This window comes from Bifidobacterium panos (genome assembly GCF_012932445.1).
GTDB classification, from domain to species: domain Bacteria; phylum Actinomycetota; class Actinomycetes; order Actinomycetales; family Bifidobacteriaceae; genus Bifidobacterium; species Bifidobacterium panos.
The window spans coordinates 134,505-150,709 of sequence record NZ_JAAIIJ010000021.1; the positions used below are offsets into that span (position 1 = coordinate 134,505).

Annotated in this window: 14 protein-coding genes; 3 read left to right on the plus strand and 11 right to left on the minus strand. The window is 57.8% G+C overall.

The annotated features are described in order from the left end of the window. Positions 1–27: 27 nt before the first annotated feature. From G1C94_RS05855 to G1C94_RS07980, 9 genes are all read right to left on the minus strand, one after another. The gene (locus G1C94_RS05855) at positions 28–1,593 is read right to left on the minus strand and encodes a DUF2142 domain-containing protein (RefSeq protein WP_172146106.1); all 1,566 of its coding nucleotides are present in this window, start codon (positions 1,591–1,593) and stop codon (positions 28–30) included. A 229-nt stretch (positions 1,594–1,822) separates the two neighbouring features. After that, the gene (locus G1C94_RS05860) at positions 1,823–2,113 is read right to left on the minus strand and encodes a type II toxin-antitoxin system RelE/ParE family toxin (protein WP_172146109.1); all 291 of its coding nucleotides are present in this window, start codon (positions 2,111–2,113) and stop codon (positions 1,823–1,825) included. A gap of 4 nt (positions 2,114–2,117) precedes the next feature. Beyond that, positions 2,118–2,372: a type II toxin-antitoxin system RelB/DinJ family antitoxin gene (locus tag G1C94_RS05865; RefSeq protein WP_172146112.1), complete on the minus strand. Its 255-nt coding sequence runs from the start codon at positions 2,370–2,372 to the stop codon at positions 2,118–2,120. Positions 2,373–2,444: 72 nt separating this feature from the next. Beyond that, the gene (locus G1C94_RS05870; protein WP_172146115.1) at positions 2,445–3,803 is read right to left on the minus strand and encodes a DUF6020 family protein; all 1,359 of its coding nucleotides are present in this window, start codon (positions 3,801–3,803) and stop codon (positions 2,445–2,447) included. After that, complete coding sequence (locus G1C94_RS05875; RefSeq protein WP_172146118.1) at positions 3,800–4,339, minus strand: hypothetical protein; 540 nt, start codon at positions 4,337–4,339, stop codon at positions 3,800–3,802. Before G1C94_RS05875 ends, G1C94_RS05870 begins: the two co-directional genes overlap by 4 nt. A 246-nt stretch (positions 4,340–4,585) precedes the next feature. Continuing rightward, positions 4,586–4,870: a transposase gene (locus tag G1C94_RS05880; protein WP_172146134.1), complete on the minus strand. Its 285-nt coding sequence runs from the start codon at positions 4,868–4,870 to the stop codon at positions 4,586–4,588. A 100-nt stretch (positions 4,871–4,970) separates the two neighbouring features. Further along, on the minus strand, positions 4,971–6,161 hold the full coding sequence (locus tag G1C94_RS05885) for an ATP-binding protein (protein WP_172146136.1): 1,191 nt from the start codon (positions 6,159–6,161) through the stop codon (positions 4,971–4,973). Between the two features lie 683 nt (positions 6,162–6,844). Beyond that, complete coding sequence (locus G1C94_RS05890) at positions 6,845–8,443, minus strand: NAD(P)/FAD-dependent oxidoreductase (RefSeq protein ID WP_172146138.1); 1,599 nt, start codon at positions 8,441–8,443, stop codon at positions 6,845–6,847. 180 nt (positions 8,444–8,623) lie between these two features. After that, positions 8,624–11,209 (minus strand): GH25 family lysozyme, encoded by a 2,586-nt coding sequence (locus G1C94_RS07980; RefSeq protein WP_172146140.1) that lies wholly within the window; start codon positions 11,207–11,209, stop codon positions 8,624–8,626. Positions 11,210–11,517: 308 nt separating this feature from the next. On the opposite strand from G1C94_RS07980, the gene G1C94_RS05900 reads away from it, so the two are divergent. The 3 genes from G1C94_RS05900 (at position 11,518) to G1C94_RS05910 (ending at position 14,301) form a co-directional block, all read left to right on the plus strand. Further along, positions 11,518–12,003 (plus strand): helix-turn-helix domain-containing protein, encoded by a 486-nt coding sequence (locus tag G1C94_RS05900; RefSeq protein WP_172146142.1) that lies wholly within the window; start codon positions 11,518–11,520, stop codon positions 12,001–12,003. Continuing rightward, on the plus strand, positions 12,003–13,313 hold the full coding sequence (locus G1C94_RS05905; protein ID WP_172146144.1) for a type II toxin-antitoxin system HipA family toxin: 1,311 nt from the start codon (positions 12,003–12,005) through the stop codon (positions 13,311–13,313). Before G1C94_RS05900 ends, G1C94_RS05905 begins: the two co-directional genes overlap by 1 nt. An 82-nt stretch (positions 13,314–13,395) precedes the next feature. Then, entirely contained in the window at positions 13,396–14,301 is a 906-nt protein-coding gene (locus tag G1C94_RS05910; protein ID WP_172146147.1) for a glycosyltransferase, read from the plus strand. A 76-nt stretch (positions 14,302–14,377) separates the two neighbouring features. Here the strand turns inward: G1C94_RS05910 and gatB are convergent, their stop codons facing one another. Continuing rightward, on the minus strand, positions 14,378–15,874 hold the full coding sequence (gene gatB, locus G1C94_RS05915) for an Asp-tRNA(Asn)/Glu-tRNA(Gln) amidotransferase subunit GatB (protein WP_172146150.1): 1,497 nt from the start codon (positions 15,872–15,874) through the stop codon (positions 14,378–14,380). Positions 15,875–15,909: 35 nt separating this feature from the next. Further along, the coding region (locus G1C94_RS05920) for an amidase family protein (RefSeq protein ID WP_253902343.1) at positions 15,910–16,205 on the minus strand (296 nt) is incomplete at its 5' end.

Here is a 16,205-nt window from a genome sequence, read left to right on the forward strand (position 1 = left end):
TGCCGTTGGCGTTCGACGCTTACCCCCCTACAATCCCCAGATCTGACCGTAGTATTTGAGGGTGGTGGCGAGCAGCGCGGCGGCGAGCAGGATGGGCACGGCCACAGTCAGCACACGCGAGCGCATCGGCACGTCCGCAAGGCCTGGCTCGACTTCAAGATTCGGCTCGGGCTCAAGTTCCGTCAGTCCGCTATGCGCGCGGTGCGTGGCGAAACGCAACGATGTAGTGGCCAAGATGAGCAACACCACGAACGGGGTGATCGGGAAGAAATAGCGCGCGTACACGCCTTCGATCGAGGAGTTGCCAACGGGGTTGAACGTGCAGTAGATGCTCGCCAATGAACTGCCGAACGCGGCGAGCAGGGCAAGGATGAGCAGCCACATATGCGACTTTTTGGCGAAACGCACGCGCTCACAGGCGCCGGCCACCAGCACCAACGCGGCAGAGAACAGCAGAATGCCCGTGGGCGACGAGGCCAGCGACAATGCCGACAGCTGCAAGTGATTAATGTTGTCGTCCTGATCGACAAAGGTATTGGCGACAAGTCTGAACATATTCAACGGATTAGCAAAGAGAGCGTGCAGCTGGTCGCTCGTCCCGAAGCTTTTTTCCCAATAATCCGAACGGAAACGTGGCATTCCAAGTGAAGTGGAGGCCGAAACCAGGGTCCAGGCGACCCACAAGGCGAAGCCCAAGCCCACGCTCGCCCATTTGACGCACGTATTGGTGAGCCGTCGGAAAGCGAATCGGGCGTTCGGGGTGAGCAGAAGCACCAACGTCAGGAAGCCGTACGTGGGTTTGCACAGCGGCAGCAGCACTGCAGTGGCGGCAAAAACAACGGTGTCCAGGCGTGTCAACTGTTGCTTGAGCAGCAGTGCTTTGACGATCAGCGCGAACAACAGCATGCACAATGCGTTGGTGCAGGTGTCCGCCGTCACGCTTGATACGGCCTGCGCCAAGGCGGGCGGGAACAGCGTGAACGCCACGACCAGCCATTTGAACTTGGAATCCTTCAATATCCACACCGCCAGCCAGGCGCAGAAGATGAAGAACAACGCGTTAAGCAGGGTTGGGATGAGCAGAGCCTGCTCCGCCGTGACGTTCAATGCATCCGCCACAGCGATTCCGGCGGCTGGAATGAGATAGGGCACGGGAGAGTATGCGGCTGTGTTGTTGAACCACACCGTCTCGGTGTCGGACGAGGCGTGAAGGTGCGTGTTCAGCGCTGTCTCAAGCTCGGCGGTGCGATGGAATGCCGGGTTGTGGGCGGAGCCGGAGCCTGACTCCGCTGCCTGAGAGCGCTGGGCGTTCGAAAGCTCGAAGACCTTCCACAACGTTTTCGGCAGCTCGCCACCGTAGGCCGGCACGTCGGGCTTTTCCGTGTAATCAATGAGCTGAGGAAACAAGTCGCCTTGCGCTATCTGATAGGCACGCGAATAGTGGCTCATGTTGTCGTTGCCCCAGAACGGCGGGGTGATGAAAGCAAAGCACAGCGAGAAAATCAAGCCGAGGCAGACGACCGCCGCCTGCGCCACGTCAATAGGGCGACGCGACTTCCCGTCGGTGCCACGGCTGCTTATTGCAGAGGACATGAATGAACCCCTTCCACAGTTTCTCGCGTATGTATACCCATACGTAATCTTTCCTCAAACACGACTATAGGAAACGACAAAAGCCAAGGTTATCACCCGCACCGTGACGAGACGGGCAAGGAACAAGCGCAGGATGCCAGATGGCAAAAACGGTTAGGATAATGGCGGTCATGTCAGATTTGACGGCGGGGACGAAACGTAAACGTTGAAAACGGAGCGGGATTATCGTTTAGCCGAATATCTCGTCGTGTTTTCCGGTTCTGGCGAAAAAGGCGATGCCGTTGCCAGTCTGCCAGACAAGCAGCCAATCGCCGATGTTCGCCACATGGCACTCGTAGGCGCCCGAAAAGTTCCCTTTCAGCCTGTGCATGTTATGACGGTTCACCAGCGTCCGCTTGCTCTCGTCGTCGTCCGTCAGGACGAGCGCGATGACCTCGTCCAGCAGCTTCATGTCGTAGCGTTTCCTGCTCAACCGTTTGTAATCCTTGCAAAATCGCGGTGAATAGTCGGCTCTGAGCATGGTTTCAGTCCTTCAGGGATGCGAGCATTTCATCCGCGTCCGCGAATCTGGCGGTGCCGGACTTTATGGCTTCCTCCCCTTGCCTGAGGCTTTCCAAGGTCTCCGCGTTCGGCTCGTAAGCGCCGAGGTTGAGCGGGATGCGCTGTTCCCTGACCATCTGCTTCCAGAAGGCCCTCGTCACGCTCGACAGGTCGAAACCATAGTGTTCCGCGACCGCCGCCGCCTGCTGCTTGTCGGGTTCGCTCACCCTTATGCTCATTATCGCCACGATTTCCTCCCGTCTTACAATGTATGGACATTATATAACGCGACTCTGTGTCCATATAGCGACTCACGAAACTACTTGCCGCTCGAAAGAATTTCGACCAGCGCGTGACGCGTTCACGCGCTCGGGGCGGGTTCCAGTGATCGTCGCAACACCGGCCGGGATGGTCTGTGTGGCAAATGAGTAGAGCAGGTAGAGCGGGCCGAGCACTATGGCGTGGAACATGTAGTGCACGTAATCCCCGCCGGAAACCGCATACAGGAAAAGGGTCAGGACTGAAACCACCAGCGGAAGCAACGTCAGCAAAGCTCGCGGGGCGCATATTGCCTGGCGCCTTCGCCAAACCACATACAGCAGGAAGAACGGGAGAATAATCCAGAGGGCGGCATAAAACAGCACGTTCAGCACCGGAATGCCATGCAGCCACTGCAACAAGTTCTTGACGAACGGTTGATATCTGCCTGGGACAGCTTCCCCTTTGCAGGATTCATCTTTTTGGGTATCGACCAGACTTCCGTATGTATCTCCGTTGATACAGGTAAGCACATATGGCCTTGATTCGGAAAAGAGAATGTTGGGGACGTAGTTGCCATCGTTCTTGTCGTTCTTCACAGAACGCGATTCAGGCCTTTGCAAAGCAACCCACCCGGAAGTCTGGGCAAAGAACGAATTGATATACACTTTGGGGTGCTTGAGGCCAATGGATAGCCATACACTCATGAATTTCGCAAGGCTGACCTCTTGATCTATGGGGCTCAGAACCATTATCGGATCGGAGGAATATGGGTTGTAGGACTCTCCCAAGGTCTGCCAATCCAATCCGATGAAACGCTCCACGACCTGTTTTTCTTCCTGCGTGACGCCCTGCGGATCCTCATGGGCCACTCGCGCGACCATATTCATGGGGACAACCGCAGCGAATGTCGCGTTACTTTTCACAATGCCGAGAGGTTTAAACAGCAGCGCCGCGGGCAGCACCGATGAGAACGCGAATATCAATGCGAGCAACGCCGCGACCACAACCTTCATCTTCGCCGCCGCCTTCATCAGCAGGAGGAACAGCATACAAAACAGGATGACGTACATGCCGGTTTTCTTGGTCATCGAGGCCAGCACGGAAATCACAAGGAGCGCGGCGAAAAACCAGGGCTTCTTCAAGCTGTTCAGACGCGTCCTCACCAGTTCCGTGAACATGACGCACCACGGAATGAAGAACACGAGATGCGTGTAGTCCTTATACAGCGACAGGAACGCGATGGGGAACATCGGGAACACGCAGAAGAAAACAGTGACGGCCCTAACCAAATTGGCGGGCGCGTTGAGCCTTGAAGTGAAGTAGGCGAGCGCATGCGCGATGGCAAGCGCACCGGCCAGCAACTGCAGTATGAGGAATGCCGTGATGCCGGAAAAATAGGAACCCGTCAATTTATAGCCAACGAGAGCCGCCCCCCCCAAAGATAGGTGTCCAGGAACGGGTGATGATCCCAAATCTGCCCCTCGGGCATATCGAAAGCGGAAATCCCGAAAAACTGGGCCAACTGATCGCCCGCGTCCCAACCCATCACTTCAGGGAACAACAGGAGGACATAGGGGCTCCAGCAGGCCGCCAGCAGCAAGGTATCGTGGCCAACACTTTTGGGCGTCAGCTGATGCCAGAAAACGAGCAGGCGTTGTTTATGCGTGACGGGCTGCCCAAGTTCATCCGCACTGAGCTGCTCGAGCTCATCCGTATGGCTCGCACGAAGAAGCCATCGATACGCGTAATGGAAAACGCCCACCATCAAAGCGGCAAGCAGAACCATCTCGACGTACAGCAATACGCTGCGGAACGGAATCCCCATTCGCCTCGTGGCCATATCCCCCACGGCAACATACATGCCGACGAGCAGCGGAATCCATGCCCCACTGGACACAAAGCGAGCAGCACCGTTCACCCAAAATGACTTCTTATTCAACTGCATAAGATGCTATGTCCTTTTCCTCGAACGAACAAGGGCTTTACCAATTTGAGCGCGCCACGGATGAATCACACTTCCTGCACTACTCATTAATTTCCCATCTCCTCCGTGTGACCGGATGCCAGCGAATGGCAAAACTGCATTTTCAATGCGAGGATCACTGAGGGCTGTCCCCGCAAATAATATATAGAGGAATGTACAGCTCAGGCGTTCATTGTCATTTGGGGGGCCGGGCTTTTTTCTGGACACTTAGGCTACGTATCCTAATGATAGATAGACGGTCGTCGCGCACACCCCGTACTCACGAGCGACCGCACGCACGCCGGCACCGTCCTCGAGGCGCCTCGCCACCCCGCGCTTCTGGGCCGCCGTCAGACACGTGTACCGTTTCCAAGCAAACTCGGTCAGCTCGTCCCTCCAGTGATACAGCGTCCTGACGGTAACACCACCCAGCTGCCGCGCGGCCTTACGGCAGGACCCGTCATTCTCCACGAGAACCCTCAAAGCCTCGGCCTTGAACTCCCTGCTATACATAAACAATCCCCTTTCATGGCTCTCCCACATGTCCAGGAAATTGTCCGGAGCCCCTCACCAGCACCGTGACGAGGCGGGAGATTTCTTCGCGGCCATCCAGTCAGTCACTTAGCCAGTCGGCGATATCCACAATTCTTATCCCCTCATACTGGTATGCCTCATTCCTGGTTCTTGCGATAACCATCTTCGGATAGGCATCCTTAATCCGAAGCAAGGGACCAACCTCACGCTCAAAAGTCTTTTCATCACTGATATTGTCCGATACCTGAATATATATTTTCTCACTTCTACGGATGGCTACAAAGTCAATCTCCTTGTTATACAGCACCCCAACATAGACTTCATAACCGCGACGCATCAGTTCCATTGCTGTAATATTCTCCAAAACACGCCCATAATCCATATTTTTCGTACCGAGCTTCGCGTATCGGAATGCATGATCGCTCAAATAGTACTTATCATTTGAGGAAAGGTATTTCTTACCCCGAATGTCATATCTGCGGAATCTGTAGAACGCAAAAGCATTGCACAGGTACTCCAGATAACTACCTACGGTTTTATGGCTGATTTTCTCATTGTTGCGCGCCAGCACATCCGTGATATTCCGCGCTGATGTCTGGTTCGAGATATTATCCAGCAGATAATCAACAATTCTGTCCATCAATCCAGGGTTGCGTATTTTGTATTTCTGCCTTATATCACGGATGATGAGCGTATCAAATACGTCACGAATATAATCATATTGCGCCTCCTGATCCCGATACAGATAGGAACCGGCCATGCCTCCCTCTTTCACGTAGCGGTCGAACGCTGCATAATTGTCCTCAAGCCCGAAATACTGCTTGAACTCCGCGAACGAAAACGGGTAAACCCTGATCTCGTGGGTACGGCCGGTAAAGAGCGTGGCAAGATCGGAGCTCAGCAAAAATGCGTTGGAACCAGTGATGTATATATCAAACAGTTCCATTGCATGAATACTGTTGATTGTCAGCTCGAAGCTGGGGCACATCTGAACTTCATCAATCAAAACAAAGTTTTCGCAACCTTTTTTGAACGATTTCTCAATACAATCGTGCAGAGCATGGTAATCCTTGTATTCTTCGAATTTTGCCAAGTTGAAGTTGATATGGATTACATTTGCGTTCGGCACGTTTTGCATCACATAATCACGAAATGCTTCCAACAGTTTCGACTTCCCGCTTCGCCGCACACCCGTGATGACCTTAATATCTGGCGTTCCCATCACGCCAACGAGCTTTTGAAGGTACTCGTTTCTTTCTATCAGTTTCATCGTCATTCACCTTAATTGTTGCGACAGTCTGCCTATTGCCCATTCTACTTATTTCCCAATCCGCCTATTACCCAAAATTGAAATATTTTTAATATTGGGTAATAGGATCTATTCCAGCACCGCATTCCGACTTAAGATTTCTCCACTCCGGCCTAGCGGCCTTCGGTCGAAACGACAAAGAACGGAGTGACGTCGGTCGAAATGACTGGGAGCGTCCACTGTCATTTCGAGCGAGCCTGGCTGGTTATTGTCATTTCGACCGAGCATGGCCGGTTATTGTCATTTCGACCGAGGCGTTAGCCGAGCGGAGAAATCTTCAGGGCGGATAAAGATACTACCAAAACGGGGACGTGAATGGGTACGGAATAGTATCAGTGCCACATAACGCTTTGCGTATCTAGATATGACAGACGCCGTGTCGGAGGTTTCCCCCCAAACCTGCGAAGTGGCGCAGTCACGGCGTAATTACAATATAACACACGGCACGCCGGCACAACGCAACGCTTGCGGAGCATTCTAACGCGGCGAATCGGCTCACATGAGCGGCTGTTCGCTTGAAACTAACGGCTGTGTGAAAGCGCTTCGGCCAGTGCGTGACGCGTCCACGCGCTCGGGGCGAGTTCCGGCCTCAATTGGCAGCGAGCCGGTGCGTGAGATGTGCACCGGCTCGCTGGTTGAAAGCATCACTTGGATTCGTGATAGCCCTTGTCGGTGTTGACCGACCAGACGTTCTTCTTGTCTTCGCGGCCGGACTTGATGTTGCCGACGGCCTCGAAAGCGGACGCCATCGAGTGATCCATGTTGTTGTAGCGATGCTGGCCGTTACGACCCACGCAATACAGATTGCCGAAGGAGTCGAGCCACTTGATCAGATCGTCAATCTGATACCAGGTGTCGAAGTAGGCGGGATAGGCCTTCTTGACGCGCTCACGGTGCGAATCCTGAATGTCGTTCTTGGAGGCGATGACACCCATCTTGAGGAGCTCCTTGGCCGCGAAATCGATGGCCGCTTCGTCGCTCATGTTCCAGAAATCGTCGCCTTCGTTGCAGAAGTATTCCAGGCCGATCCACACCTTGTTGTCCACGTCCTGAACCAGGTAGGGGCTCCAGTTGTTGAACACCTGGATGCGGCCGACCTTCACGGACGTGTCCTGCACATAAATCCAGCAATCGGGCACGATGGGCGGGTTGCCGAGGGTGGGGATGTCGGTCTCGTTCTTCAAGTTCAGACGGTCGACCAGGAAGCCGACGGTGACGAAATCGCGATAAGGCAAGCCGTCCGCAATCTTCTTCATATCGGCGGGCACCGGCTCCTTGTTCTGATCGCCGGCGGCGATGGAATCGACCAGATCCTTGACGGGCATGGACGAGATGAACTCGTCGCCTTCAAGCACATGGTCGAGGCCGTTTACGTCGCGGTAGATCACGGAGGCGATCTTGCCTTCCGGCGTTTCGTTGATCTTGACGACTTCGGCGTGCTTGATGATCTTCGCGCCGAACTCCTCGTCATGCTTGGCGACCGTCTCCCACAGCTGGCCGGGGCCGTACTTGGGATACCAGAACTCCTCGATCAGCGAGGTCTCGCCTTCGCCGGCCTGCTTCTGTTTGCCTACGAGCTTGCCCCAAGCGTCCTTGAGCACGGCCTTGATGGAGATGCCCTTGACGCGCTGGGAACCCCAGTCGGCGGAAATCACGGACGGGTGGCGGCCCCACAGCTTCTCGGTGTACCCCTCGAAGAACATGCCATAGAGCGCCTTGCCGAAACGGTTGATATAGAAGTTCTCCAGATTGTCTTCCGGCAGCTTGTGCACCAGGGACTTCAGATAGGAGAAGCCGACCTTCATGGTCTGCAGGAAGCCCATGTTCTTCAAGGTCTGGGGCTTCAGGCTCACCGGGTAGTCGAAAAACTTGCCGTGCCAGTAGATGCGCGAGACGCGGTGGCGCTTGAGCATGACCTCGTCGGTAGTCTCGGGGTCCGGGCCGCCCGGCTCCATGTCGTGATCGCGGTTGAGTTTCTTGTCGTCATAGGAGGGAGCGCCCTGCAGCGGCAGGATCATCTTCCACCAGTCCATCACGCGGTCATCCTTGGAGAAGAAGCGGTGGCCGCCGATATCCATGCGGTTGCCGCCGTGGCGCACCGTGCGGCTGATGCCACCGAACTCGCCGGAAGCCTCCAGCACGGTGACGTCGTAATCCTGCGCGCCCTTGTCCTTAAGCAGCTCGTAGGCTGCGGTCAGGCCGGCCGGGCCGCCACCGATGATGACAACGGATTTCTTAGACATATTTTGTACAACCTTTTGCGTGTGTTTACGTGTGTTTTGTGTTTACGGAACCACTACCAGCGAACCAGTCTACCGGCAAGGCTTCCCATATCGGATATTTACGCCGCTGACACTCCTAAGATATTCCTAGAGATTCCTAGATACTTCTAGAGATCCCTAGATATTCTTTAGAGATTCCTATCAGTGGGCTTGGATTGTCCCCTTTCGGAAGGATTGCTGATAGATCCAGCCGAGGTAGCGTTCATCTGCAGTCGGGCCACCCAACTTGTTGAAACCACCCTTGGAGTAGTAGGTCTTCCTGAGGTTGAGCAACACGACATACTTCTCTTTTGCGCCGTTGCGCGTCCACACATCGCCATGCTCGGCTTTCTGCATCCAGTAGCCGTCGCTGAGTTTGACCTCGTTGGCCACGGGCGCGCCCAGGCGGGCATAGTCGCCGTGCGCGTAATAGGAATCGCGCAAATCGTATTTGAGCACATAGTGCTGGTTAGTGCCGTCCTTGCTCCACACATCGCCGTTCACGCAGCGCTGACGCCACCAGCCATTGCCCATCTTCTCCTCGGCGCGCACCGGGCCGCCCAGCGCGGCGAAGTCGCCGTTCTCCTTGTACGAATTGCGCAGGTTGAGCAGAATCACATACTTCTCTTTTGCGCCGTTGCGCGTCCAGGCATCGCCATGGGTGAATGCCTGCCGCCAGTAGCCGTTGGACAATTTTTGCTCCTCGCCGACCGGACCGCCCAAGCGATTGTAACCGCCGTTGGCGTTATAGGTGTCGCGCAAGTCGAACAGCACCACATACTTCTTCGAAGCGCCGTTGCGCGTCCACACATCGCCGTTCGCGAAGCTCTGTCTCCAATAGCCGCTGCCGGGATTGGACTCGTTGGACGTGGGCACCCCCAAGCGGGAGTATCCGCCGTGCTGATTGTAGGAATCCCTCAGGTTCAACAGCACCACGTATTTCTTGCTGGTGCCCCACGTCCAGATATCGCCATGCTGGAAGCTTTGACGCCACCAGCCGCCGGAAAGGCGCTCCTCGTCCTTGGTGGGATATCCCAACACGCCGTGCTCGTAGCCTCGCGAGGCCCACTCCTTGCGCAATTCGCCGGCGGTGAAGTGCGCTCCCGTCGAAGGGGTCCACGAAATCGCGCCGTGCTCAAAATTCTGATAGCAGTTGACCTGACCGGATTGCCAGTTGCACACCTCGTTGGCGATGGGGGATCCGATGACGCTGCTGGCGCCGCCGATGCGTTGCCATTCCTCGCCCATGTCGCCCTTGACTTCGAAAGCCGACGCTGACGAGGACGACGATGACGAGGACCCTGACGAACTGTAGTTGCGATTGCCGAAGGCGTTGAGGTCGACTCGGCCGGAGATGCCAGCGACCGTGCCGGACGAGGTGTATTGCCAACCGCGATCGTTGGTGGGGAAAGCGGTGTATTGCATGTGCGCACCATATTGGGCGACCCAGCGGGTCTTGGCATGGATGTTGCTCGAATTGAGCGGGCCGTTCAGGTAGTTGGTGTAGGAATACACCGACAGATTGCTGTATCCGGCGGCTTGCAACTTGCTGTACCAAGTGTTGACGATGCCGTCGTACACCGCCGAGCTGGTAGGGGGATTGTGGCCGCTCCAAGTCCACTTCTCCAAGTCGTAATACACCGGGTATTTCAAATCGCTCGCGCTCACGCCGGCCTGACGCAACAGACTGACCACATCGTTGCCTTCGTCTGCGGCAGTGTTGGAATCGTAGGCGTAAGAATAGATGTAGACGCCGAACGGGATGCCGAGACGCTTGCACTCGCTGATGTTGCGACGCGCCTGCTTGTCGAAGCCGTTGCCGGAGCCGTAGCTGAGGCGGATGATGGCACCTTCCACGCCGGCGTTTTTCGCCGTCTGCCAGTCGATGGTGCCCTGCCACTCGGACACGTCGATCACGCCCTTGGCTTGCTGGACGAACAGGTTGTTGGAGCTGTCGAAGAAGGCTTGGGTGCCGTTGTAGGTGCCCCAGTGCGCGCCGTATTCGCTGTTTTTCAGAGTGGCGAGTTCGACGGTGGAATCGGTGGTGGAGTCGGCGGACTTGGTGGTGGAGTTGGTGGCCGATTTGTCCGACTTGGAGGTGGACTCGGCTGAGTCGGCGGACTTGGAAGACTCAGCTGACTTGGAAGACTTGGAAGTTTCGCTGGATTGAGCCGACTTGGAGGACTCGGTCGATTCGGTGGAGTCAGTGGAGTCAGTGGACTCGGAGGACTCGGTCGATTCAGCTGACTTGGAAGACTTGGACGATTCGCCAGATTGAGCCGACTCGGATGTCGAATTATCGTCTTGCGACTGGTCGGCCTGGCTCGCTTCGCCGTTGCTGCTTGCGACCTTCTCCTTGACCTCCTTGGCCTCGACCGGAATGAACGACTGGCCGTCTGTCTTGGCCAGCGGATCGGGTTGGGAATCCTCGGTGCCGACCAGCTCGGGGTCGGTGACGGTTGCGCCGGTTTCGATGTTCTTGAGTTCGCCATCGGCGGTGAGGGCATGGTCTTCGGAGACGACGGTGGCATCGTCGGGAATCTCAGCGGAGACCTTGTCGGGAAGGGTTGCGTCGGGGTTGTCCGGCATCGCGTCCGCGGCGGTCTCGTCGGCGACGCTCTGAGCCGTCAGTGATGTGGTGTCGAGGTTGGTATCGTGCAATGGCTCGGCACTGGCAGCAGGTGCGACCCAAGCAACGGACAACGCCACGGCGGCGACAACGGCGACAACTGTTTTCGGCGATTGCATCGCACACTCTCCCAACTCCAACAACGTATTTGTGCTGTTGCCCACCCTAAGTTGCGTGCTTCACGGACGCATAATTACCCCCTATTGCTTCGCAAAACATAAACATTTGCAGCCATATAGTTCACAGAACCATGACATTTCGCGCTACTCGCGGCATATAAAACACGCCTTGCCTCCACCCCGCTGCGACACATTGGCTGTTCGATTTTACGAACAAAATAAATATGTTAGGATTAGCTAACATTTCTAAATTGTTAGATAAATCGAACATTATGCGATTGTTCGAAAAATGGAACAAAGGAGGCGGCGTGAGCGACTTTTCCGCTACCATTACTTCCGTGCGACAGCTCGCGGTATCGCTGCGCGACGCACGGCAGAACGCCGGTCTGTCCCAAACGGAACTCGCCCAAGCCGCCAACCTCCCCCGGCCGTGGATCAACCAGCTGGAACAGGGCAAAATCACCGACCCGGGCATACATCGCCTCCTTTCCATTTGCAATGCACTGCATACGACGCTGACCATCGCATATCCAGTCCAGCCTCAAGAGCAGACGCAAGAACAGACGCAAACAGCCAAGCCAAGCCGGGCCGTTTCCGCAAATACCGAGACGAGCAAACAGCCCGACGCAACCCAAGAGGCCGCATGCAGCCCCGGCGACAGCACGGTCGAAAACTTCACGCTGAGCAAGGTCGATCAATCCCTGCTTGAGGATCTCACGCGCATGGCGGCGGCGTTCGACGAGCAGGCCGCCGCGCTCAACGGCAAATCACGCGACAAAAAGGAGGCGCAATAATGAAACCGAAAGAACTGCTGGTTTTTGTAGAAGGACGTTACTGCGGCGTCCTTCGGGAAGACATCCACGGCAAACATTCGTTCACTTACGACAGCAGCAGCCCCACACCTCCCCGCCTTTCGCTGTCCATGCCGCAACGTTCCGCACCTTGGACGGGCAAACCTGTGGAGGCTTATATCGACGGCATCCTGCCCGACGACAGAGATATGCGCAGACGAATCGCGCGCCTGTATGACGTCAACGGCAACAATCCCTTCTCATTGCTGACCGCAATCGGGCTTGATTGCGCGGGTGGGGCGCAATTTGTGCTTCCCGAGCACGCCGAATCGTTGCGCGAAGATGCCGAACTGCGGCCCGTCAGCGAGCACGCGATTGAGCAAAAACTGCGCGCAATCGCCGATTCCAACCACCAGTCGTGGCAAAACGACGAGGAACATTGGTCTCTCAATGGGGCGCAAGACAAGATCGCGCTGCGACTGAAGGAAGGGCAGTGGTATGAGGCCCTTGGCTCCGCGGCAACGACGCATATCATCAAACCCGGAATCAACAGGCTCCACGAACAGGCGTTCAACGAATACGTCTGCATGCAAGCCTTGCGCGGATTGAACATACCGACGGCCACAACCAGCTTCCACTTGTTCGGCACGCTTCCAACCATCGTGAGCACACGATGGGACAGAAAACTGCTGCGGTCGCGCAGTGGCGAGGAAACAGTGGCACGCATCCATCAAGAGGATTTTTGCCAGGCCACGGCACACATGACCAGAGAAAAATACCAGTCGGATGGCGGGCCAAGCGCCGTGGATATTCTTCGCTGCATTCGCGAAAACGAGCTGAGCCAAGCCAGCGCCCTGCTGTTTCTGTCGGCGCTGATACTGAACTTCCTGATGGCGGGCAGCGACGCGCACGCGAAAAACTACGCCATTTTGGAGCCGGTGGGCGAGCGCCCCATGCTCGCGCCGCTGTATGATGTCGCCTCCATGTTCGCCTATGACACGCAACGCAAGCAGCGCAAACTGGCCATGAGCATCGGCGGTGAATACAACTGGGAGCGCATCGAGCTCAGCCATTGGCGCCAGCTTGCGCAAGACACCAAGCCCGCCGACTTTGAACTCATCCAGGTGCTGCTGCGCCGATATGCGACATTGCTGCCGGATGCGTTCGCCGAGGCGGCCGGCGAGGCGCTGGAGCTGTCCGCAGGGGCGCTGCATGCCGACGAGGAGACGCAGGGCAAACGGCGCGAGCTGACGGCGCGGATTCAGGAGGGCATCGGTGGGCAGTGCGGGCGCGTGCTGCAGTGGTTCGCGTAGGCGCGGGGGGTGGGCGCTGGGTGCTGGTTGGCGGCTGCCGGGTGCCATTGGCGCGCGAAGCGAAAGTTATACACTGGAGGGCATGAGTGAGATGGCGCGGGGCTTTTGTGTGCTGATGTCGGTGTATCGCGGGGATGCGCTGGCGCATCTTGAGCGCGCGGTGCGCTCGGCCACGGTGGAGCAGAGCGTGCCGCCGAATCAGTTGGTGATTGTGCGCGACGGGCCGGTGGCGGCGGATGTGCAGGCGTTTCTCGATGGGCTTGAGGGCGCGGTGGCCGGCTGGTTCGCGGCGCAGTCGCGCGAGGCCGGCAGCGCGCCGACGGTCAGCGTGGTGCCGCTGGAACGCAACCAGGGGCTGGCGCATGCGCTGAATGTGGGGCTCGCGCATTGCGAATACGAGCTGGTAGCGCGCGCGGACGCCGACGACATTTCGCTGCCTTCGCGCTTCGCGACCATGCTGCCGCTGTTCGACGGCGCTGGCGAGGTCGGCGTGGCGGGCAGCGCCATTCAGGAGTTCTCGGGGGATGAGGGGAATGAATCGAGCCGCGGGCAGGTGCGCGTGCTGCCGGCGGGGGGGTGTGAATTGGCGAAGTACGCGCGGATGCAGTCGCCGTTGCACCACCCGAGCGTAATGCTGCGCAAGTCGGTGGTATTGGCGGCGGGGGGGTACCCGGAGCACGCGGGGCGCTTCGAGGATTATCTGCTATGGGAACGGCTCATGCTGCGCGGGGTGACGTTCGCGAACGTGAGCGAGGTGCTGGTGCTGTATCGCGTGGACGCCGGTGCCTATGAGCGGCGCGGCGGCCGGGAGATGTTCCGCGAAGAGCTGCGGCTGCAGCGGTGGTTTCTGCGCGATGGGTTCGTATCGGTGCCGCAGTTCGTGCGCAATGTCGCGGTGCGTGCGTGCTACCGTCTGATCCCCACCGGTGTGCGGCGCGAGATGTATCGCATGCTGGTGAAGCTGCGCAATAGCGAACAAGCGAAATAAGCAGAATAAGCAAAAATAATGCCGGCTCCCCCGGTGAGGGGAGCCGGCTGAATGCAGCTCTTTTGCTTCAAGCGAGCTACTTGAGTTTGGACATAACCACCTTGGTGACGGCCTTGGCGTCGGCCTGGCCGCGCGTGGCCTTCATCACCGCGCCGATAATGACGCCCATCGGTTTCATGTTGCCGCTCTTGAGCTTTTCGACCACATCCGGGTTGGCGGCGAACGCCTCGTCCACGGCCTTGTCGATCAGGCCGTCGTCGGAGACGATCTTCAGGCCCTTCTTCTCGACGACCTCGCTCGGCGTGCCCTCGCCGGCAAGCACGCCGGCCACGGTCTGCTTGGCGAGCTTGTCGTTGAGCTTGCCATCGGCGATCAGCTTCTCGACTTCGGCCACGTCGGCCGGGGTGATCGGCAGCTCCTCCAAGGTGACGCCCTTGGCGTTGGCCTCGCGGCTCAGCTCGCCCAGCCACCACTTGCGCGCGCCGGCGGCGCTGGCACCAGCCGCCACGGTGGCCTCGATCAGGTCGAGCGCATCGGCGTTCAAAATATCGCGCATCTGCAAATCGCTCAAACCCCACTCGCCCTTGAGGCGGTTGCGGCGTTCGCGCGGCATTTCAGGCATTTCGGCGGCCAGCTTGTCGATATGCTCCTTGGTGATGTGCAGCATCACCAAGTCGGGGTCAGGGAAGTAGCGGTAATCGTCGGCGTCGGACTTGACGCGCCCGCCGGCGGTGGCTTGCGAAGCCTCATCCCAGTGGCGGGTCTCCTGCAGAACCTCGCCACCCTCCGACAGGATCTGCGCCTGACGGCGAATCTCGTATTGCACCGTCTTCTCGATGCCGCGGAACGTGTTCACGTTCTTGGTTTCCGAGCGCGTGCCGAACGGGTCGGCGGACGTGCGGCGCAGCGACACGTTCACATCGGCGCGCATATTGCCCTGCTCCATGCGCGCGTGCGAGATGTTCAGCGCGCGCACGATGTCGCGGATGGCGCGCATATAGGCACCGGCGATCTCCGGCGCACGCTCGCCCACACCCTCGATGGGCTTGGTGACGATCTCGATCAGCGGCACGCCGGCGCGGTTGTAGTCCACCAGCGAGTGGTCGGCGCCTTCGATGCGCCCGTCCGCGCCGCCCACGTGGGTGTTCTTGCCGGCGTCGTCCTCGATGTGCGCGCGCTCGATGGGCACGCGGAACACGGTGCCGTCCTCCAGCTCGACATCCAGGTAGCCATTGCCGTTGGTGGGCTTGTCGTATTGCGAGATCTGATAGTCGCGCGGCATGTCGGGGTAGAAATAATTCTTACGCGCGAACTGGCTGAACTCGGCGATTTCACAGTGCAGAGCCAAGCCCAGTTTGATGGCGTAATCGACAGCCGTTTTGTTCAGCACCGGCAGGGAGCCGGGCAAGCCGAGCGAGACGGGGGTGAGCTGGCTGTTCGGCTCGCCGCCGAACGAAACTTCAGCGGGGCAGAACAGCTTCGTCGCGGTGGAGAGCTCCACGTGGGTTTCCAAACCGAGCACCGGGTCAAACTGCTTGACGGCCTCGGAGTACTTCATCAGTTTTTCAGCCATGATGATTCCTTATATCCTTTCCGGTTCCGTCTGCCTTATTTGCCCAGCCCGTCGAGCCACGAGGCGTTGAGCGACTGCCAGATCGGGCCGTTCCACTCTTCCTCAAGCGCGGCTTCGAGCGCGGCGGCGGGCTTGTACATCACTTCGTCGCGCTGCTGCGGGGCGATAAGCTGGAAGCCGACGGGCAAGCCGTCGTCCGACAGGCCGGCCGGAATGGACATGGCGGGCACGCCGGCGAGGTTGGCCGGGATGGTGGCAATATCGTTCATATACATGGCCAGCGGGTCGTCCATCTTCTCGCCGAACTTGAAGGCGGTGGTGGGGCTGGTGT